Below are 17,710 nucleotides of genomic sequence, written 5' to 3' on the forward strand. Positions count from 1 at the left end.
CTCCCTGTTTGCTGTTGTGGTTCAGGACATGACCGCACCGCCGTCGACCGCGATGGTCTGACCGGTGATGTTGGCTGCCTTGTCCGAGAGCAGGAACCCGACCGTCTCGGCGATGTCGGCCGGGGTCTGCGGGCGTTTCATCGGGACCATCCGGTCGACGAACCCGGCGAAGAGCTGTTCCGGAGTGGCACCGGCCGCGGCGGGATCGTTCGCGACCATCCGCTCGGTGGCGCTCCGCCACATGTCAGTCCAGATCAGACCGGGCATGACCGCGTTGGCCCGCAGCCCGGTCGGAGCGCCGGCCCGGGCCACTGCGTGCGTCATTTCGAGGACCGCGGCCTTGGACGCGCCGTAGTCGGCGATCGTCTCCATTCCGAGGCGGGCGCCGATCGAAGCGATGTTGACGATCGCGCCGGGGCGGCCGGCGCGGCGGCGGAGAAGTTCCTGGCACGTCAGGAAAGTCCCGCGAGTGTTGATCGCGAACGTGCGATCCCATTGCCGCACGGTCAGCTCGGTGAACGAGGTCAGCACGCCGCCGACGCCCGCGACGTTGGCCAGCGCGGTGACCTCGCCGAGTTGTTCTTCGGCAAGGGAGAACGCGGCTCGCACCGACGAGTGGTCACTGACGTCGCAAACGGCGTGGGCGATCCTGGCGCCGTCGGCGGCCAGCTTCGCCGCGGTCTCGGCGAGACGGCCGGAATCGATGTCGGTGAGCAGGACCGCGTGCTCCTCGACCAGCCGGGCGGCGATGGCGGCGCCGAGACCGCCCGCGGCCCCGGTGACCAGTGCGACGCTCACGGCAGGACCTTCTCGATCTCCGGGGCGAGCAGTTCGGCGGCCCGCGCCGCGGTGATGATGTCGGCCGGTTCGAGCGGGATGATCTCCCGGGAGGCGGTGTCCTCGTAGACGTGTTCGCCGATCAGCCTGCAGTTTTCGTCGTAGGGCCAGTGGAACGCGAGAGTGCGCTTGAGCAGGTGCATGTCCCCGGGATCGTCCCCGGCCCGCACCGAACCGAAGACGGTGTCGCCGAGCATCGCGCCGGGCACGAACTCGAAGAACTCCAGCTCGCCGGAGAATCCGCGGTCGTTGACCGCGATGTCCTGGTTGCTGACCCACATGACCAGTGCGTTCGCCTCGATCAGAGACTGGTAAAACGCCTTGACCTCGGCCATCCCGTCCAGGATCAGCGAGGTGCCGGACTCGTGGATGCGGTAGTGCGGGTGCTCCACGGTCATGGTCGGCGCCAGCAACTCCTCGTAGCGTCCCGACACCTCCAGCAGCGCGTGCAAGCGGTAGTTCTTCAGGATCGCGCGGTGGCGCGGGTTGTCGGTTTCCGCGATCTGCTTCTCCAGGCTTGCGAACATGTTCTGGAAGTCGTGCTCGTAACGGCTCACCGTTGCTCCTCGTCGAGTCGGTTCGGGGTAGCCCCAACCCTGGGCGCGCCGCACGGGAAGGTCCATGACAAGCCTGTCGCCTCCCGTGAACTCATCGGTTAACCTCGCAGGTCACAGTCCCGAGGAGTCGGCGTGGACCTCAACCTGCATCTCGTGCGCTACCTGGTCGCGGTCGTCGACGAGGGGCACTTCGGCCGCGCGGCGGACAAGCTCTACGTCAGCGCCCCGGCGTTGAGCCAGCAGATCCGCAAACTGGAACGCACGCTCGGCGCCGAACTGCTGGACCGTTCCGCCCACCCCGTCCGTCCCACCCCGGTCGGCCGCCGTTTCCTCGACGAGGCACGGCAAGCACTGGCCGCGGCCGACCGTGCCGTCGCCGCCGTCGAGGCCCACCGCCGGGAACTCGCCGCCACGCTGCGGGTCGGCTTCATGAGCGCCTCGGCGGGCCCGCTTGTCCGGAACATCGTCGACACGGCACGGCGCGAGGAGCCCGGACTGTCGATCCGGATGGTGGAGCTGCCGTGGTCGGAGCAGGCCACGACGGTGCGCGACGGTGAAGTCGACGCCGCTTTGGTCCGGCCTCCCATTGCCGACGCTACGGGTCTCCGCCTCGATGTCGTGCACCATGAACCCCGGGTCGTGGCGCTGCCGGTCACCCATCGCCTCGCCTCGAGGGACGCGGTCGAACTCGCCGACCTCGACGGCGAAATCCACCTCACCGACGACGACGCCGACCCCGCCTGGGTGCGCTGGTGGGCCTGCGATCCCCGTCCCAGCGGCATTCCCGTCCGCTACGGCCCGTCGGTTCGCACCATGGACGAGATGCTCGAGGCCGTCGCCGGAGGGCAGGCCATCGTGATCACCGGCAGCTTCGTCGCCGACGGCTATCGACACCCGCACGTCGCGTTCGTCCCGATCATCGACGCCGAACCCTGCCCGATCTCCTTGTGCACCCGGGCCGCCGACACCTCGCCGCTCGTCGGAGCATTGCGCAATGCAGCACGCGCACTGCGTCCTCCGCAGACGGACTGCGTCGACAACTGACTGGTTGCCCGCAGCGAGAGAGCCGAGCCAGGATCGGCTGATGGGCGAGAACCGGGCAGTGGGATGGGAAGGCTTCTTCAACACCCGAGACCTCGGCGGTCTCCCGACCCGATCCGGCGGCGTCACCCGATCCGCGCGGTTCTATCGGTCCGCCAGCCTCCGGTTCGTCACCGGCACCGGCTGGGCTCAGGCGCGGGAATCCGGCCTTCGCACCATCATCGACCTGCGAAACCCCGCCGAGATCAGCACCTACGCCGTCACCGTGCCAGCCGGGATGACGCGTCTCGAAGTTCCGCTGGACGACGTCGAAGACACCGAGTTCTGGCAATACATCGCCGACGAGCAACTCGACGGCACCCCGCTGTATTACCGCGTTTTCCTTGACCGCAAAGCAGAACGCTGCGCGACCGTCCTGAAAGCGCTGGCCCGGGCCGAAAGCGGCGTGCTCTTCCACTGCACTTCCGGCCGAGACCGTACCGGCCTCATCTCGCTCCTCCTGCTCGCCCTCGCCGACGTCGACCCGGAAACCATCGCCGCCGATTACGCCCTCTCCACCGAAGCCGTCCTCCCGCTGTACCGGGCGTTAGGCGTCGAAGACCAAACCGCGCTGCTCGAAGCAGCATTGGCCCGCAGGAAGACCACCATCAGGGAAGCCGTCCTGGCCACCCTCGACGGCTTCGACGTCCGTGACTACCTCGTCCGCGCCGGCATGGCCGCGGACGAGGTAGACCGGCTCAGTCGGTGACCTGGTGCAGCTTCCGGGCCCGGCGGCTGCCCAGCGAATACCACCCGGCGATCCCGGTGCCGACGGTGAGTGCGGCCGCGCTGATGCCCAGCGACCAGTGCACCCCGACCGCGGAACCGAGCAGCCCCACGGTGAATCCGCTGCCCGCGCGGAGACCGTTGGCGGACACGCTGTACACGCCGATCACCCGGCCGCGTTCCTCCGGTTTCGCCAGCAACTGCACGACGGTCTGGCCGATCGACATCGACGCCAGGTTCGCCACGCCGCCGATCACCAGCAGTGCCACCGCGATCGGATAGCTGGCGGTCATCGCGAAGAACAGGCTCGAGAGCCCGTAGATCGCCGTGCTGATCACCGCCGCGGGCACGTTCGGTTTGATCTTTCCGGTCGCTTCCAGCAGGATTCCGCCGATCACGCCGCCCGCGCCGTTGGCGAACAGCAGCACGCCGTACGCGGTTCCGGCGCTGCCCGCGCCGAGGTCCTGGGCGAAGATCGGCATCGAACTCTGCATCGAGGCTCCGACGAAGAACGCGCCGAGCCCGGCGAGGATGATCATCCCGACCATCGTCGGGTTCCCGCTGATTTCCTTGAGGATCCGCACCGAATCCATCAGCCCGACCCGTGGCCGACGGATGATTCCGCCGTCTCGCGTGTGTCCGGTGAACTTGGTGCGGAACAGGAACACGGTCAGCGGCAGATAGAACGCGACGTTCACGAAAATGCCCGCCACCGGACCGAGTCCGAGCAGCAGCGCCGAGCCGACGACCGGGCCGAAGAGGATGCCCAGACTGCGGAAGGTGGCGTTGAGCCGGACCGCGCTCGGCAATTCGGCGGGGCCGACGAAATCGTGCAGCATCAACTGCTCGCCCGGACCCCAGATCGCGCCCGCGCAACCGTGCAAAATCAGCAGTACGCAGGCACTCCACACCTCGAGCGTGTTGGTGAGGATCAGCACGCCCCACGCCGCGGACACCGCCATGAACAGCACCTGCGCGGCCTGGATGATCCGGCGGCAGTCGTGCCGGTCGGCCAGTCCGCCGAAGTACACCGAGAACAGCAGGAACGGCACCCAGTGGCTGATCACCTCGAACCCGGTCAGCGCGGGCGACTGGAACTTCTCCCACAGCACCCAGTAGGTGATGACGTGCTCGATGTTGTCGGCCATCATCGCCAGGCCGGTGCCGATCAGGTACGGACGGCAATCCTTGTTGTACAGCGCCGCGAATTTGCGCGGGGCTGCGGCGACCCCGGATTCGGGTTGGTGCGTCGGCACCCCGCACGCGGAACACATGACTGAGAACCCCCTAGTGAGCTGGTGCTCGTAACGCTAGACGAGACGTTGCGTCTTGGCTAGACTCCGGCACGTGGGCGACGTCACTCAGCCCGGCGAGCGCCGGCATCACGGGAATCGGTACGGGCGCAGCGAGAACGCGCGCCGCGCGGTTCTGCACGCGGTCGACGATCTGCTGGTGGAGGTCGGGTTCGCCCGGCTCACGATGGAGGGCATCGCGGCACGGGCCGGGGTCGGGAAGCAGACCGTCTACCGCTGGTGGCCGTCCAAAGTGGACATTCTGCTCGAGGCGCTCGGCGACGACCTCGTCGAGGAACTCTCCCCACCCGATTCCGGTGAGCTGCGCAAGGACCTCCGCACGCACCTCGCCGCGATCGCGTCTTTCCTGACCACCGCAGACGCTGGTGCGGTGTTCCGGACACTGCTCGGCCAGGCCCAGCACGACCCGGACCTGGCGCGGCATCTGCGCGAGGTGCACCTCCGCGCCCAGCACGCGCGCGACCGGTTGCCGCTCGAACGTGCCGTCGCGCGCGGCGAGTTGTCGTCAGAGATCGACCTGGACAGCGCGGTCGAGCACCTCGTCGGGCCGATCCACTACCGCGTGCTGGTCACCGGCGCGCCGGTGCCGCCGGAGTTCACAAATGGCCTGGTCGAGCGATTCCTCCGGGAGCATCCGCCCGGGTAGGCTCCTGCAGACATGGGAACGGTCTTGTGGCTGGTCGGGCTGGCTGTCGCCGCCGCGGTCGTGGCCGGGATCGCCTGGGTTTTCCGGGACCGGGCCGGCGGGCTCGACCAGCGATTGCGGGCGGCTGAACAGGCCTCGCGGTGGCGATTCCTGCAGCAGCAGTGGGAATCGGAACCGATGGCGCGGCTCGCGACCGTCCAGCAGGTGCACGCGCTCACCCAGAACGGCGGCTGCCAGGTCCGGATCGTCTGGACGGACAGCTACCACGCCGAGGACGTCGAGATCGAGCACGATCAGGCCGACGCGGGCGACTACCTGCTGCTGCGGGGCGTCGGGCCGCTCGGATCGATCACCCGGGAAGAGCTGTTGGCGCACGCGGGCGCCGACGCGCCGGACTGGGCTCAGCGCGGGCGTTGATTCACCAGCCGCTGATCCGCTGCCAGGTGTCGACGAGGCGGCCGTTCTCCAGGATTCGGTAGCCGCTGTGCTGTGCGGCGGTGGCGCAGGCGTGGTTCGGCAGGATGCGCAGGCGGGTGCCGATCGGCAGGTCAGGCAGCGGATGTCCCTCGCGGGCGGTGAGGATTCCGTGTTCCTGGCTCGCGCCGGTCACCACGAGACCCGGCACCAGGGCGCCGTCGAGGTCGGCGACCAGGCCGTATCCCTGGTCGACGGCTTGGTTCGCGGTGCCTCGGTCGCGCGACAACGCCATCCAGCCGCCGTCCGTGAGGATCCAGCCGTGCTCGGGGCGGTGTCCGATCACGGTGACAACTACGGACAGCGCAAGGTCTTCGGTGCGGCATACGCCCAGTCCGGCCATCACCAAGTCGAAGAAGACGTAGTTGCCAGCGCGGACTTCGGTGACGCCGGTGAGGTCGTCGGCTGCGTGTGCGGTGGGAGTCGAGCCGACGCTGACTGTGCCTGCGTACAGGCCTTCGTCGCGAAGGCGTTGTGCTGCAGCGACAGCGACCTCACGTTCGTGTGCGGCGGCTTCGCGTTGCGCTGCAGGGGTTGTCGCGAAGTAGGACTCGCCGGCGTGTACGAGGACACCGTCGAGACAGTCGTGCAACTGTCGTCCGATGGTGAGCAACGCGGGGTCTTCGGGAAGCACGCCGCCACGGTGACCGTCGCAGTCGACCTCGATCAGCGACGGAATCCGTACGCCGGCTTCGCGCGCCGCAGCGCTTATCGCAGAGGCTTGCGCGACGCTGTCCAGCAGCACGCGCACGGTGATTCCCCGTCGCAGCAACGTAAGCACGCGCGGGAGCTTGTGCGGATCGACGCCGACGGCGTACGTGATGTCGGTGTAGCCGCCGTCGGCGAAGGCTTCTGCCTCGGCCAGCGTCGACACCGTGATCGGGCCTGGCTTTCCACCGTGCATCAACGCGGTCGCGGGTAATGCCTTCGCCGTTTTCGTGTGGGGGCGCAGGGAAACGCCGAGTGCGCGCGTCCGCTGAGCGAGCCGTTCGGCGTTCCGCCGCGCGCGCGAAAGCTCGACGACGGCGAACGGAGTGTCCGGGTCAGCCAGGGTTTCCTCAGACGGCGGCAATTGCCTGCACCTCGACCTTCGCTCCAAAGTGGAGGGTGCTGGACCCGGCGACCGCGCGCGCCGGGCGGTGGTCGCCAAGCCAGGCACGGTAAATCCGGTCGAACTCCGGCCAGTCGCCCATGTCGGTCACGTAGACGGTGACCGACAACAGCCGATCGCGGCTCGTGCCCGCGGTGGCGAGGCACGCGTCGAGGTTGGCCAGAAATTGCTTGACCTGCACGGAAAACGGCTCGTCCACCAGCCGGGTCCCGTCGCTGGTGATGGGCAGTTGCCCGGAGACGAACACCATCCCGCCGTACTGCGCGGTGTGCGAGTAATGCCCGCCGGGCGCGGACAGTTCAGGGCTGTCGCGCAGGACGATTTCGGTCATCGACGTGCTCATTTCGCGTAGTTGTAGACAGTCGCCCGGGATACGCCGAGCAGGTCGGCGATGATCTGGGCGGCGTCGCGGGATTCGAAGTACCCCTCGTCGCGCAGCCGGCGGACCAGGTCGCGTTTGGCTTCGCGGGAAAGGGAACGCGGGCTGCCGCCTGCCGCGCGTTCGATCCGTTCCCGCAGTTCACGCGACGTACGGGAACGCAGGTCTTCGACGACCCCGGGCTGCGCGGCGTCAGTGGCGACCAGGCTGCTCAGCGTGTGCGTGAGCGGCGAAAGCACCGAGACGTCGAGGTTCAGGCACAGCGCGGCGATGTACTCGCCGTCGGCGTTCTTGATGCCGATCGACGTGCTCTTGACCGGCCGTCCGTCCGGGAACTGGTTCGCGTAGTTCTGCAGGACGCTCGGGTAGTCCGGGTCGCTGATCCGCCGCAACCCCAGTTCGGTGGCGGGATCGCCGACCTCGCGGCCGGACAGGTTGTTCTCGATCGCGCGGATCGCGTGGTCCGGATCCCGCAGGTCGTGCAGCACGACCTCGCACAGGCCGGGGAACATTCGGCCGATCGCGACGGCGATCTTCTCGGTTTCCCGGATGAGGTGCTCGTCCACGCCGCCGCCTTTGACTCATTGTCCAACTTTAGAAAATGAGTCTAACAGGTGGGCAAAAAGGTGATCCCGGCTCTCGAACCGGGATCAACAGGGGACTTCAGCGAGGCAACGACGAGGCGCGCCAGGCCCCGTCACCAGCGGCGATCGGCGCGTGCACCGCGGTCGCCCGGTCGCCCCACCACGACGTACGGCGCCGTGGGGGAGCGGGTGCCGACGCGGCCGCGGCAGTGGCGACCACCGCGGTGAGCGCGGCGAGTTCGGCGTCGTCCGGGTTGCCGCGGACTACGCGGAGCAGGGGAGTGTCCGTCATCGCGGCCTCACAGGGGGATGTTGCCGTGCTTCTTGGGCGGCAGCGATTCGCGCTTGGTGCGCAGCAGGCTCAGCGCCTTGGCGACGTGGCCGCGGGTGTGCGCGGGCACGATCACCGAGTCGACGTAGCCGCGTTCGGCCGCCGCGTACGGGTTAAGCAGCGTGTCCTCGTACTCCTGGATGAGGTCCGCGCGCAACGCGTCAACATCGCGACCCTCCGCCGCCGCGTTGGCCAGCGTCTTGCGGTGCACGATGTTCGCCGCGCCCTGCGCGCCCATCACCGCGACCTGCGCGGTGGGCCAGGCCAGGTTGACGTCCGCGCCGAGGTGCTTGGAGCCCATCACGTCGTACGCGCCGCCGTACGCCTTGCGCGTGATCACCGTGATCAGCGGGACAGTCGCCTCCGCGTACGCGTAGATCAGCTTCGCGCCGCGGCGGATGATGCCGTTCCACTCCTGGTCGGTGCCGGGAAGGAAGCCGGGAACGTCCACAAAGGTCAGCACCGGGATGTTGAACGCGTCGCAGGTCCGCACGAACCGGGCGGCCTTCTCGGACGCGTCGATGTCGAGGCAGCCGGCGAACTGCGTCGGCTGGTTCGCCACGACGCCGACGCTCTGCCCGTCGACCCGGCCGAAGCCGACCAGGATGTTGGGCGCGAACAGCTCGTGCACCTCGAGGAATTCGCCGTCGTCGAGCACGCGGGTGACGACCTCGTGCATGTCGTACGGCGTGTTCGGCGAGTCCGGGATGAGCGTGTCGAGCTCGCGGTCGGTGTCGGTGACGTTCTCGAAGAAGCCGGCGGGCGGCTGGTTCGCGTCGAACTCCGGCGGCTCGGACAGGTTGTTCTGCGGCAGGTAGGAGAGCAGTTCCTTGACGTAGGCGATGGCGTCCTCGTCGTCGGAACCGAGGTAGTGCGCGACGCCCGACTTGGTGTTGTGCGTGCGCCCGCCGCCGAGTTCCTCGAAGGTGACGTCCTCGCCGGTCACCGTCTTCACGACGTCCGGTCCGGTGATGAACATCTGCGACGTCTCGTCCACCATCACGACGAAGTCGGTGAGCGCGGGGGAGTAGACGTGCCCGCCCGCGTTCGCGCCCATGATCAGCGAGATCTGCGGGATCACGCCGGAGGCCATGGTGTTGCGGCGGAAGATCTCGCCGTACAGGCCGAGCGAGACGACGCCCTCCTGGATCCGCGCGCCGCCGCCCTCGTTGATGCCGATGATCGGGCGGCCGGTCTTGATCGCCAGGTCCATCACCTTGACGATCTTCTCGCCGTAGACCTCGCCGAGCGCGCCGCCGAACACCGTCACGTCCTGGCTGAACACGCACACCGGACGTCCGTCGACGGTGCCGTAGCCGGTGACGACGCCGTCGCCGTACGGGCGGTTCTTCTCCAGCCCGAAGTTCGTGGAGCGGTGCCGCGCCAGCTCGTCCAGCTCGACGAACGAGCCCTCGTCGAGCAGCAGATCGATCCGCTCGCGGGCGGTTTTCTTGCCCTTGGCGTGCTGTTTCTCGATCGCGCGCGCCGAACCGGCGTGCACGGCCTCGTCGTAGCGGCGGTAGAGATCCGCGAGCTTGCCGGCCGTCGTGTGGATGTCCGGTTCTCCCTCGGGCGGCGTCCCGAGCGGCTGCGTCGCACTGCTCATGTGGCGGAGCTTAGCTACTGCGCGGTTGCCGCGCGTGTGGCGTAGGACTCCCTCCGCGCCGTGTCGCAGACGAGCACGCGGCCGTCGAGCGTGCCGACGACGAGCCGGTCCGGGGCTCGGGCGCTCAGCGAGAGCGGGACGACGGGATGGCCGTTGACCTGCAGGTGTTGCCGTCCGAGTTCGCGACCGTCGGCGGCGTCGAGCGCGACGATCTCGCCGGAGTTGTCCGCGACGTAGACGGTGCACCCGATGGTGTCCATCGCGGTGACCTGGTGGTCGCCGGTGTGGACCCACTCGGCTTTTCCGCCGGGATAGGAGCGGCGGACGACGCAGGAGTTGCCCGGCAGGAGTCCGGCGCCGTGGTGGATCGCGGTCGCGTGGACGATCGAGCCGTCGACGAACACGCCGGGGCCGCCGAAAAGGTGCCTGCCTTGGGCCGCGTCCCATTCGAGGGGAAACAAGCGCTCGGTTCGCCGCCGCCGGGGATTGAAGGCGACGACCCACTTGTCCTCGTGCGCTCGCGGGCCCATGCCTTGCAGGAACAGCAGCGCGGGTGCGCGGCGGATGTCGAAGAAGTGGTTGATCAGGTCGTAGCCACCGAGGTCGACGCGGCTTTCCGACGGCAGCACCTCAGTCGGCCCGGAGCGCGGACGGATGGCGAGCTGCCCGGTTTCGTCGGTGCTGAGCACGGCGGGGTGGTCGAAGGTCCGGAGCGCTTCGGAGTATCCGTCGGCGAGCTGGACGCGTTCGATCGTCGAGCCGGAGCGGGTCCAGCCCGCCCACGAGTTGGTGAAGACGGCGGTGCTCTCGTCGGGGTCGACGTAAAGCTGGCAGCCGACGCCCGAGGTGGGCACGGACCATTCGCGTTCGCCGGTGGCCGACCAGCACTCCACGGCGACATGCTCAAGGCCGGCGAGAATCCGTCCGTCGTTCAGTGCGGCGACTGCCCACACCTGTCGTCGGTGGTTTCCGCCGGCAACCGCGGCGAGCGGTTCGGCGGGTTCGGTCGCGGGACCGTCGACCTCCAGCGAACGGGCCTTCACGGCTCGCCAGTCCGGCACGGCGATGGCAACGGCCATCGTGGAGAAACCGCGCTCTTCTTCCTCGTTCTCGTCGAACACGGACACTTTCGCTTCGAGAGTCTGGCGATCGCGCCAGCGAAGTTCGGTGACCTCACGGCGTTCGCGCAGCAAGGAGGTCGCGCGGCCGGTTTCGAGGTCGAGGACTGTCAGCTCGCCTTCGTAGAAATAGCCGCCGTCGTACGACCCGGAGCCGATGGCCAGGATCGGCAGCTCCGGATGGAACGCCAAAGCGTTGACCGGCCAATGCAGGCGCACGAGGTGAACGCATTCGAGCGTGTCGGCGCGATAGACCCCGACGCGGTTCCAGGCGGTCGGCTCGGCCGAATCCGACACGCTGTGCCCGGCCCACAGCGGACGTCCCAGCGAACCCCCGACGGCCACATAACCCGTGCGGGAATCGGTCTCGGTCAGCCGCACCTCGCCGACTTCGGCGAATCGGCCGCGGCCGAGAACCTGCTGGACGGTCAGCATTTCGGAGTCGGTCACCAGCGAAGCCTATGCCGGGCGTCAGTTGAATTTTCGGCGTCGAGCCGACCACTGCGGCCGCTGCCGGGCCTAGGGTGGGCAGGGTGCTGCTCGCCGACGCTTCGGTCCGCTCGCTCGGGCCTGCCGACCTGTCCGCTTGCCTCGACCTCGGAACCGATCGCGGGTGGCCGCGCGAGGAACGGAAATGGGCGATGCTGCTGGACGTCGGCCGCGGATTCGGCATTGACGCCCCGGATGGCGGTCTTGCCGCGGCGGCGGTGCTGACCCGGACCGGGCCGACCGCGTCAGTGTCGATGGTGGTCGTGGCGGAGCGGTTCGCGCGGCAGGGACTCGGTCGTCGGGTGATGGCGGAGGCGCTCGACGCGGCTGGTGACGCGGTGGTGTCCTTGCACACCACGGAAAACGCGCGTCCGCTGTACGAATCGATGGGCTTCGAGTTCGACGGCGGCTGCAATGACCATCGCGGCCGCTTCGCTGACGACGGCGGTCCGACGTCGCGGCCGATCGGTCCGGCAGATGTGGCGCGAGTGTACGAATTGGACAGTGCTTCCCAAGGCTTCGCGCGGCGGGAGTTGTTGAACCGCATGCTGTTCGAGGCCGAGCACGTCCACGTGACCGACGACGGTTACGCGCTCGGCACCGCGCAAGGCGGGGTGCTGGTGATCGGCCCGGTGGTGGCTGCGGACGAGGACCAGGCTCGTGCGCTGATCCGCGGCATCGCCCGCACCGCGTCGGGCGATCTCCGGCTGGCGGTGGACCACCGGTTTCCGGAGCTGTCGGCGTGGTGCGAAGCGCGCGGGCTGGCGGTGCACGGTCCCGCGCCACGGCTGGTGCTCCACGGAAAAGCGTTGCCGGGACCGGCCGAGGTGCGGTTTTCGCCGTACAACACCGCGCTCGGCTAGCTGTACCGCTTCCGAACCTCGGCCTTCCGCTCGGCCGACCACGGCTCCAGTTCCACCTTGAACGTCCCGGCGAACAACGCGTTCAGCTGCTCATGCCGTGCGGTCAGCAGGTCCGGCAGTTGCTCCTTCAGCTCCGCCGGAACGGTCTGGGTCAGCTCCACCCGCACCCCGTCCAGCGGATCCGCTGTGACTTCCCACCGGACCTCCCCGGCCGGTTTCCCGTCGTGCAGCCACGTGTAGGCCAGCACCTCCGGCGACCGCGACTCCAGCACCTCCGCCCCGGCTTCCGGCTGGGGCAGCCGCTTCCAGACGTCCTCGGCAGGCGGCCAGACCAGGTCCCGGCGGAACCGAATCGTCCCGCCGTCCAGGACCTCGCCGTCCTCCAGGCCGAATTCCTCGAGGTAGTGCACCATCCGCGCGTGCCAGTCGGTCGGCATCTCCGGCGTCCGGCCGTCCAGCGTGGCTTCGAGGGAATCGAGGCAGGCGACCCAGCCGGTGACGTGCCGTCCCGCGCCGAGCAGGGCGATGTCGGGTTCGCCGCGGTTGAAGACGTGCGTGAAGGCGAGCTTGCTGCCCGTGCCGTCAGCCGATACCTCGATCCGGATCAGGTCCGAGTTCCAGGTGAACTCGAAGACCTCCGGAGGCTGGTAGCCGACGATCTCACCCTCGCTGACGTCCCCGGTTTCGGTGAAGGTGAACGTGATCTTCCCGCCCGGCGCCGGGGCGTCCGGCAGCGTGACCGCGGCGGGGAACCAGTGCGCCAGCTCTTCCGGCGAGGTGACCGCGCGCCACACCTTCTCCGGCGGATGCGCCAGGGTCCGTTCGAGGGTGACGCTCGGTCGTCCGCCAGGAGTGGTTCGCAGGATCGCCATGCCCGTATATAACCACGGAGGTATATACGGGTCAAGCGGTCAGATGCACGCCGTACCCCGTCTGACCTGGGGCGACTTCGGGAAGCAGGACGAGCCGCCGGTCGTAGTCGCCGCCGTCCTGCGTGCGGTACGGCAGCGGATCGGTCGTTTCCAGGGAGTGCAAACGTTTGCGCAGCTGCTCGACGACGCAGTCGAACTTCTCCGGTGTCATCCGGTTCGTGCCGGTCACCTTGAGCGCCGGCAGGACCGTCATGCCGGTGTAGAAGAGCGTGGCGTGCTGGACGTTGAACAGCAGATCGTCCAGCGAACCATGCGCGCCGCGCGGGCCGAGGCTGTCCTCGTGCGCGCCGGCGGTGACGATGACCATCGCGCGTTTCCCGGCCAGGACGCCGTTGCCGTAGCGCAGGGTGTGGCCGGTTTCGTCGCGGTAGTCGTAGCCGTATCCCTGCACGAAAACGCGGTCGAACCAGCCCTTCAGGATGGCCGGGGTGTCCGCCCACCAGAGCGGGAACTGGACGACGACCGTGTCCGCCCAGTCGAGTTTTTCGTGCTCGATCCGGACGTCCTCGGGCACGGTCGCGATCTCGTCGACGATCGGGTTCCAGCGCATCGCGTAGAGATCGGACTCGCGCACGTCGTGGCCGAGGTCGCGCAGCGTCGTGACGCCTTCGTCGCGCAGCGCGCCGTTGAGCGAGGCGGGGTCGGGGTGGGCGTAGATCCACAAGACGTTCATGAGGCCAGGGTGCAACCGGCGAAACGGCCAAAACAGTGGCCCGATGGCCACCTTGTGCAAGAATCGGGCCATGGCTGTTTTTCGGCATCCGGAGCGGCACAAGGTCGCCGTGCTGGTGCGGCACGGCATGCTCGTGATGGAACTCGGCATCGTCCACCGGCTGTTCGGCCAGGCCAGATCCGCGGACGGCGAGCGGTTGTACGAGGTCGTCACCTGCACGCCGGAGCCCGGCGACATCCGCACCGATTCGGACTTCACCATCCCGGTCGCGCAGGGCCCGGAGGCCGTGGCCGAGGCGGACACGGTGATCGTTCCCGCGTCGTCGCTCGAGTACGAGCCCACCGGACGCCAGCTGACCCCGCAGCTCAAGCACGCGATGAGCCTGGTGTGCCCGGACAGCCGGATCGCCTCGATCTGCACCGGCGCGTACGTGCTCGCCGCTATGGGCCTGCTCGACGGCCGCCGCGCGACCACGCACTGGCGTTCGGCGTGCGAGTTCCAGCTCGAATACCCGCGCGTGCAACTCGACCCGGACGTGCTCTACACGGAGGACGGCAACGTCTTCACCTCGGCGGGCGTCGCGTCCGGCATCGATCTCTGCCTGCACCTGATCCGGCGTGATTTCGGCGCGGCGGTCGCCAACGAGGTCGCTCGCGGCACGGTCGTTTCGCCGCATCGCGAGGGCGGGCAGGCCCAGTTCATCCGCCGTCCGGTGCCGGAGCCGCGGTCGTCGTCCACCTCGGCCGCGCGGGCGTGGGCGCTGGAGCATCTCGACCAGCCGATCACGCTGCGCGACCTCGCGGTGCGCGAGTCGATGAGCACGCGGACGTTCACCCGGCGGTTCCGGGACGAGGTCGGGATGTCCGCGCTGCAGTGGCTGACCCAGCAGCGGGTGGAGCGTGCGCGGCAGTTGCTGGAGGAGTCGGAGCTGCCGGTCGACCGGGTCGCCGCGGCGTGCGGATTCGGGACGGCGGCGTCGCTGCGCCAGCACCTGCAGGCCGCGCTCGGGGTGTCGCCGAGCGCCTACCGGACCACCTTCCGGCGTCCGGCCTGAACGCGGCGGTCCGTGGCAGCGCTGTTCGCGGGCTGCCACGGACCGACCCCCAGCGGCACTCATCCTCGCGAGCGGACCCGGGTGTTCGGTACCCCGGTGACCAGGTCTTACAGAATCTGACACGTGTCAGGAGACGACCGTCACCAGTACGTACACCGGACGGCGGGTGGAGAAGAACTCCTTGCCGTTCGCGTCGACCATCTTCCAGCCGATCCAGCAGCGCCCCGGCGCGGGCGAAGCGGTCAGCGGAACGCTCACCATCACGTGATCGCCCGGCGGGGTGTCGCCGATGAGCACCCGGTCCGGGGTGCGGCAGCTTCCCGGGCTCGGCGGCAGGTCCATCCGCTGCAGGTAGCGCTGATGCCAGGCCACCGAGCCGGTGTTCTGCAGCTCCCATACCTTCTGGACGGTCTCGCCGACGTGGATCACGGTGCCGTCGGGCACTGTCACGTCGCCGACGAACTTCGAGTTGTCGCCGGCGACGCGCGCACCGACGTCGACCAGGCTGCCGCTCTTCAGCTTCGGCACCACGATCGCGCCGACCGCGGCGACAAGCACGACGACGGACGCGACCGCGGCCAGCGCGTACTTACGACGCCGCCGGGGCTTCTCCGGGACGGCCGGTTCCGCGCTGATCAGCACTGGCTCCGCCGCCGTTTTGACGATGTCGGCCTCGGTCGCTTCGACGACGGGAACCGCGGGCTCTGCGGGGACGCCCTTCAGCTCTTCCCAGCGTCGCCGCCACTGTTGTTCGTCCGCGTCGCACGCCCGGACGAACTCGCGCGTGGTGTCCCACGACGGGAACCGGGTGCCGCGGACCGCCTCGTGCAGCGTGGTGTGCGAGATCCGCCCGGAGCGGTCGGCCATCTTGCGGAACGACGGATTCCCGGCCCGCGCGCGCAGTGCGGCCAGTTCCGCGGAGAGCACCTCGGCGGCAGATTGCCCGTCGCCCATCGCTCTCCCTGGTTGTCAGATCCGCTGGTCGGACCAGTCTGACATTCCAGTTCGGCACAGCTGGGCGCACCCCGGCCGCGGCCCCGGCGAGGCGGCCGCGACCGGTGCGCGTCACTGCCAGGCGTCGGTGATCGGCGTCTCACCAGCCGCGTTGCCGAGGCCGGGGAGACCGTTGGCGGCCTCCATGGTGCGCAGGACGGTGTAGTGGTTGATCGTCTCCGCGTAGTCGCCCTGCTTCACATGCGCGCCGGTGAACGACGTGTAGATCTGGTTGGTCGAGGTGCCTTCGTCCTCGTCGAACGTCACGATCAGCAGGCTGTTGTGCGTCTTGGCCCACTGTGCGTAGCCGTCGAGGTTGTTCTTCAGCCAGGTGTCGCCGGTGCCGACCGAACAGTCGTGCATGTCGTTGCACATGTTCGGGGTCACGAACGCGACGCTGGGCAGCTGCGAGTAGTCCGTCGGGAGCCGGGAGTAGCGCAGGTTGCTCGACGCGGGCACGTTCGAGAAGTCGACCCAGCTGTTGTGCTTGCGCCGGTACTCGCCGGACGAGCAGCCGGTGTAGCCGTCGGACGGCATGGACTCCGAGTAGCCGGTGAAGGTCTTCCCCGCGCCGGCCAGCTGCGAACCGAGGTTGTCCTTCGCGCCGAGGTTCTGCGGGCAGGTGTCGTCGGTGACGCCCTGGGTGTCGCCCGAGAACAGTGCTACGTAGTTCGGCTGGCTCGGGTGCGTGATCGCGTGGGAGTCGGTGAAGTTCGCGCCCTGCGCGGCGAGCGAGGCGAAGTACGGCGCGGTGGTCGAGTCGATAGACGTCGACGATTCGTTCTCGAACATGACGAGCACGATGTGGTCGAAGGTGGGCACGGACGCTGCTGCTGAGGCGGGTTGGGCGGCGGTCGCCGCACCGAGAATCGCCGTCGCGACGGCGGCCACGATCCGCTTGCGGAACACAGGTCCTCCAAGATCGGTCGGGAAATGCGCTCAGGTGGGAGCGGCATAGACCGTGCCACGGAGAAGGCGTCCCGGAGAGCGGCCGGTGGGTGAATAACTGGCGACCACTCGTCCGGGGCACGACTTTCGGCGGGTCAGCGCGCGAGCAGGTCCCGCAGCGATTTCGTAACGCTGGCAGGGGAAGTCTCGGCCATGAAATGTCCACTGTGCACGGTTTCGTGCACAAGGTCCGGTGCCCACGCGCGCCAGAGCGCGGTCGCGTCGAAGCCCAGCGCGTCGCCCCAGCCCTGCTGCAGCACCGTAATCGGCATCTTCAGCTGGTTGCCCGCGTCGCGGTCGGCGCGGTCGTGTTCGATGTCGATGCCCGCGGAGGCGCGGTAGTCGGCGACGATCGACGGGACCGCGTTCCGGCTCGCTTCGAGATAGCGGGCGCGGATGTCGGCCGGGATGGACTCCGGGTCGGCGCCCCACTGGTCGAGGAAGTAGCTGAAGAACGCGTCCGGTGCGCCGCTGATCAACTGCTCGGGCAGGCCGGGCGGCTGCGCCATCAGGTAGAGGTGGAAGGCGACGGACGCGCTGACGCCGTGCAGCACCTCCCACATGTCCAGCGTCGGCAGCACGTCGAGGATGGCCAGGTGGGACACGTGGTCCGGGTGGTCGAGGCCGGCGCGGATGGCGACGAGCGCGCCGCGGTCGTGCCCGGCGAGCGCGAACTTTTCGTGGCCGAAGGCGCGCGCGAGGGCGACGACGTCGGCGGCCATGGTGCGCTTCGAGTAGGTCTCGCCGTCGTCGGCGGGCTTGTCGCTGTCGCCGTATCCGCGCAGGTCAGGGCACAGCACGGTGTGGTCGGCGGCGAGGTCGGCGGCGACGTGCCGCCACATCAGGTGGGTCTGCGGGAAGCCGTGCAGGAGGACGACGGGCGAGCCGGAGCCCGCGACCGCCACGTTGAGGGACACGCCGTCGGCGACGGGCACCCGCTGGTAGTCGAAGTTCATGCGACCCAGCGTGCGCCGGGCCGATCAGCAACCGATCAGC

General features: G+C 68.8%; 20 protein-coding genes. 6 read left to right on the plus strand and 14 right to left on the minus strand.

What is annotated here, in order from left to right; genetic code table 11:
• Nucleotides 1-21 precede the first annotated feature (21 nt).
• Nucleotides 22-798, minus strand: coding sequence for an SDR family NAD(P)-dependent oxidoreductase (locus EIZ44_RS29510; protein WP_134732571.1), 777 nt, complete (start codon nucleotides 796-798; stop codon nucleotides 22-24).
• Nucleotides 795-1,394: a hypothetical protein gene (locus tag EIZ44_RS29515; protein WP_037816047.1), complete on the minus strand. Its 600-nt coding sequence runs from the start codon at nucleotides 1,392-1,394 to the stop codon at nucleotides 795-797. The genes EIZ44_RS29510 and EIZ44_RS29515 overlap by 4 nt, the downstream gene beginning before the upstream one ends.
• A gap of 132 nt (nucleotides 1,395-1,526) precedes the next feature.
• On the opposite strand from EIZ44_RS29515, the gene EIZ44_RS29520 reads away from it, so the two are divergent.
• Both EIZ44_RS29520 and EIZ44_RS29525 read left to right on the plus strand, forming a co-directional pair.
• Nucleotides 1,527-2,438 carry a LysR family transcriptional regulator gene (locus EIZ44_RS29520; protein ID WP_134732572.1) on the plus strand — a complete coding sequence of 304 codons (912 nt, stop codon included), beginning with the start codon at nucleotides 1,527-1,529 and terminating at the stop codon, nucleotides 2,436-2,438.
• Between the two features lie 40 nt (nucleotides 2,439-2,478).
• The gene (locus EIZ44_RS29525; protein ID WP_134732573.1) at nucleotides 2,479-3,183 is read left to right on the plus strand and encodes a tyrosine-protein phosphatase; all 705 of its coding nucleotides are present in this window, start codon (nucleotides 2,479-2,481) and stop codon (nucleotides 3,181-3,183) included.
• On the opposite strand, the gene EIZ44_RS29530 is transcribed toward EIZ44_RS29525, so the two are convergent.
• Nucleotides 3,173-4,474 (minus strand): MFS transporter, encoded by a 1,302-nt coding sequence (locus EIZ44_RS29530; RefSeq protein WP_134732574.1) that lies wholly within the window; start codon nucleotides 4,472-4,474, stop codon nucleotides 3,173-3,175. The genes EIZ44_RS29525 and EIZ44_RS29530 overlap by 11 nt on opposite strands.
• A 73-nt stretch (nucleotides 4,475-4,547) precedes the next feature.
• Between EIZ44_RS29530 and EIZ44_RS29535 the strand changes: the two genes are divergently transcribed.
• Nucleotides 4,548-5,159: a TetR/AcrR family transcriptional regulator gene (locus tag EIZ44_RS29535; RefSeq protein WP_134732575.1), complete on the plus strand. Its 612-nt coding sequence runs from the start codon at nucleotides 4,548-4,550 to the stop codon at nucleotides 5,157-5,159.
• Between the two features lie 12 nt (nucleotides 5,160-5,171).
• Nucleotides 5,172-5,576, plus strand: coding sequence for a hypothetical protein (locus EIZ44_RS29540; protein WP_037816039.1), 405 nt, complete (start codon nucleotides 5,172-5,174; stop codon nucleotides 5,574-5,576).
• A 1-nt stretch (nucleotide 5,577) separates the two neighbouring features.
• On the opposite strand, the gene EIZ44_RS29545 is transcribed toward EIZ44_RS29540, so the two are convergent.
• The 6 genes from EIZ44_RS29545 to EIZ44_RS29570 form a co-directional block, all read right to left on the minus strand.
• Nucleotides 5,578-6,705: an alanine racemase gene (locus EIZ44_RS29545; RefSeq protein WP_240691445.1), complete on the minus strand. Its 1,128-nt coding sequence runs from the start codon at nucleotides 6,703-6,705 to the stop codon at nucleotides 5,578-5,580.
• On the minus strand, nucleotides 6,692-7,075 hold the full coding sequence (locus EIZ44_RS29550; protein WP_134732577.1) for a RidA family protein: 384 nt from the start codon (nucleotides 7,073-7,075) through the stop codon (nucleotides 6,692-6,694). The genes EIZ44_RS29545 and EIZ44_RS29550 overlap by 14 nt, the downstream gene beginning before the upstream one ends.
• 8 nt (nucleotides 7,076-7,083) lie before the next feature.
• Nucleotides 7,084-7,689 carry a helix-turn-helix transcriptional regulator gene (locus tag EIZ44_RS29555; RefSeq protein ID WP_240691446.1) on the minus strand — a complete coding sequence of 202 codons (606 nt, stop codon included), beginning with the start codon at nucleotides 7,687-7,689 and terminating at the stop codon, nucleotides 7,084-7,086.
• A 97-nt stretch (nucleotides 7,690-7,786) separates the two neighbouring features.
• Nucleotides 7,787-7,999: an acyl-CoA carboxylase epsilon subunit gene (locus tag EIZ44_RS29560; protein WP_134732578.1), complete on the minus strand. Its 213-nt coding sequence runs from the start codon at nucleotides 7,997-7,999 to the stop codon at nucleotides 7,787-7,789.
• A 7-nt stretch (nucleotides 8,000-8,006) separates the two neighbouring features.
• Complete coding sequence (locus EIZ44_RS29565; RefSeq protein ID WP_043831873.1) at nucleotides 8,007-9,644, minus strand: acyl-CoA carboxylase subunit beta; 1,638 nt, start codon at nucleotides 9,642-9,644, stop codon at nucleotides 8,007-8,009.
• Between the two features lie 14 nt (nucleotides 9,645-9,658).
• Nucleotides 9,659-11,212, minus strand: coding sequence for a hypothetical protein (locus tag EIZ44_RS29570; RefSeq protein WP_134732579.1), 1,554 nt, complete (start codon nucleotides 11,210-11,212; stop codon nucleotides 9,659-9,661).
• 83 nt (nucleotides 11,213-11,295) lie between these two features.
• Between EIZ44_RS29570 and EIZ44_RS29575 the strand changes: the two genes are divergently transcribed.
• Entirely contained in the window at nucleotides 11,296-12,114 is an 819-nt protein-coding gene (locus tag EIZ44_RS29575; protein ID WP_240691447.1) for a GNAT family N-acetyltransferase, read from the plus strand.
• On the opposite strand, the gene EIZ44_RS29580 is transcribed toward EIZ44_RS29575, so the two are convergent.
• Together EIZ44_RS29580 and EIZ44_RS29585 are read right to left on the minus strand one after the other, a co-directional pair.
• Nucleotides 12,111-12,986 carry an SRPBCC family protein gene (locus EIZ44_RS29580; RefSeq protein WP_134732581.1) on the minus strand — a complete coding sequence of 292 codons (876 nt, stop codon included), beginning with the start codon at nucleotides 12,984-12,986 and terminating at the stop codon, nucleotides 12,111-12,113. The genes EIZ44_RS29575 and EIZ44_RS29580 overlap by 4 nt on opposite strands.
• 31 nt (nucleotides 12,987-13,017) lie before the next feature.
• Entirely contained in the window at nucleotides 13,018-13,719 is a 702-nt protein-coding gene (locus EIZ44_RS29585; protein ID WP_037816028.1) for an NAD(P)H-dependent oxidoreductase, read from the minus strand.
• A 70-nt stretch (nucleotides 13,720-13,789) separates the two neighbouring features.
• On the opposite strand from EIZ44_RS29585, the gene EIZ44_RS29590 reads away from it, so the two are divergent.
• The gene (locus EIZ44_RS29590; protein ID WP_106961292.1) at nucleotides 13,790-14,773 is read left to right on the plus strand and encodes a GlxA family transcriptional regulator; all 984 of its coding nucleotides are present in this window, start codon (nucleotides 13,790-13,792) and stop codon (nucleotides 14,771-14,773) included.
• Nucleotides 14,774-14,899: 126 nt separating this feature from the next.
• Here the strand turns inward: EIZ44_RS29590 and EIZ44_RS29595 are convergent, their stop codons facing one another.
• The 3 genes from EIZ44_RS29595 to EIZ44_RS29605 all read right to left on the minus strand — a co-directional run bounded on the left by EIZ44_RS29595 (nucleotide 14,900) and on the right by EIZ44_RS29605 (nucleotide 17,670).
• Nucleotides 14,900-15,727 (minus strand): NBR1-Ig-like domain-containing protein, encoded by an 828-nt coding sequence (locus tag EIZ44_RS29595; protein ID WP_134732582.1) that lies wholly within the window; start codon nucleotides 15,725-15,727, stop codon nucleotides 14,900-14,902.
• A gap of 111 nt (nucleotides 15,728-15,838) precedes the next feature.
• Nucleotides 15,839-16,675 carry an alkaline phosphatase family protein gene (locus EIZ44_RS29600; RefSeq protein ID WP_134732583.1) on the minus strand — a complete coding sequence of 279 codons (837 nt, stop codon included), beginning with the start codon at nucleotides 16,673-16,675 and terminating at the stop codon, nucleotides 15,839-15,841.
• 134 nt (nucleotides 16,676-16,809) lie between these two features.
• Nucleotides 16,810-17,670 carry an alpha/beta fold hydrolase gene (locus EIZ44_RS29605; protein WP_134732584.1) on the minus strand — a complete coding sequence of 287 codons (861 nt, stop codon included), beginning with the start codon at nucleotides 17,668-17,670 and terminating at the stop codon, nucleotides 16,810-16,812.
• Between the last annotated feature and the right edge of the window lie 40 nt (nucleotides 17,671-17,710).

The organism is Amycolatopsis nivea (assembly GCF_004522235.1).
GTDB classification, from domain to species: Bacteria; Actinomycetota; Actinomycetes; order Mycobacteriales; family Pseudonocardiaceae; genus Amycolatopsis; species Amycolatopsis nivea.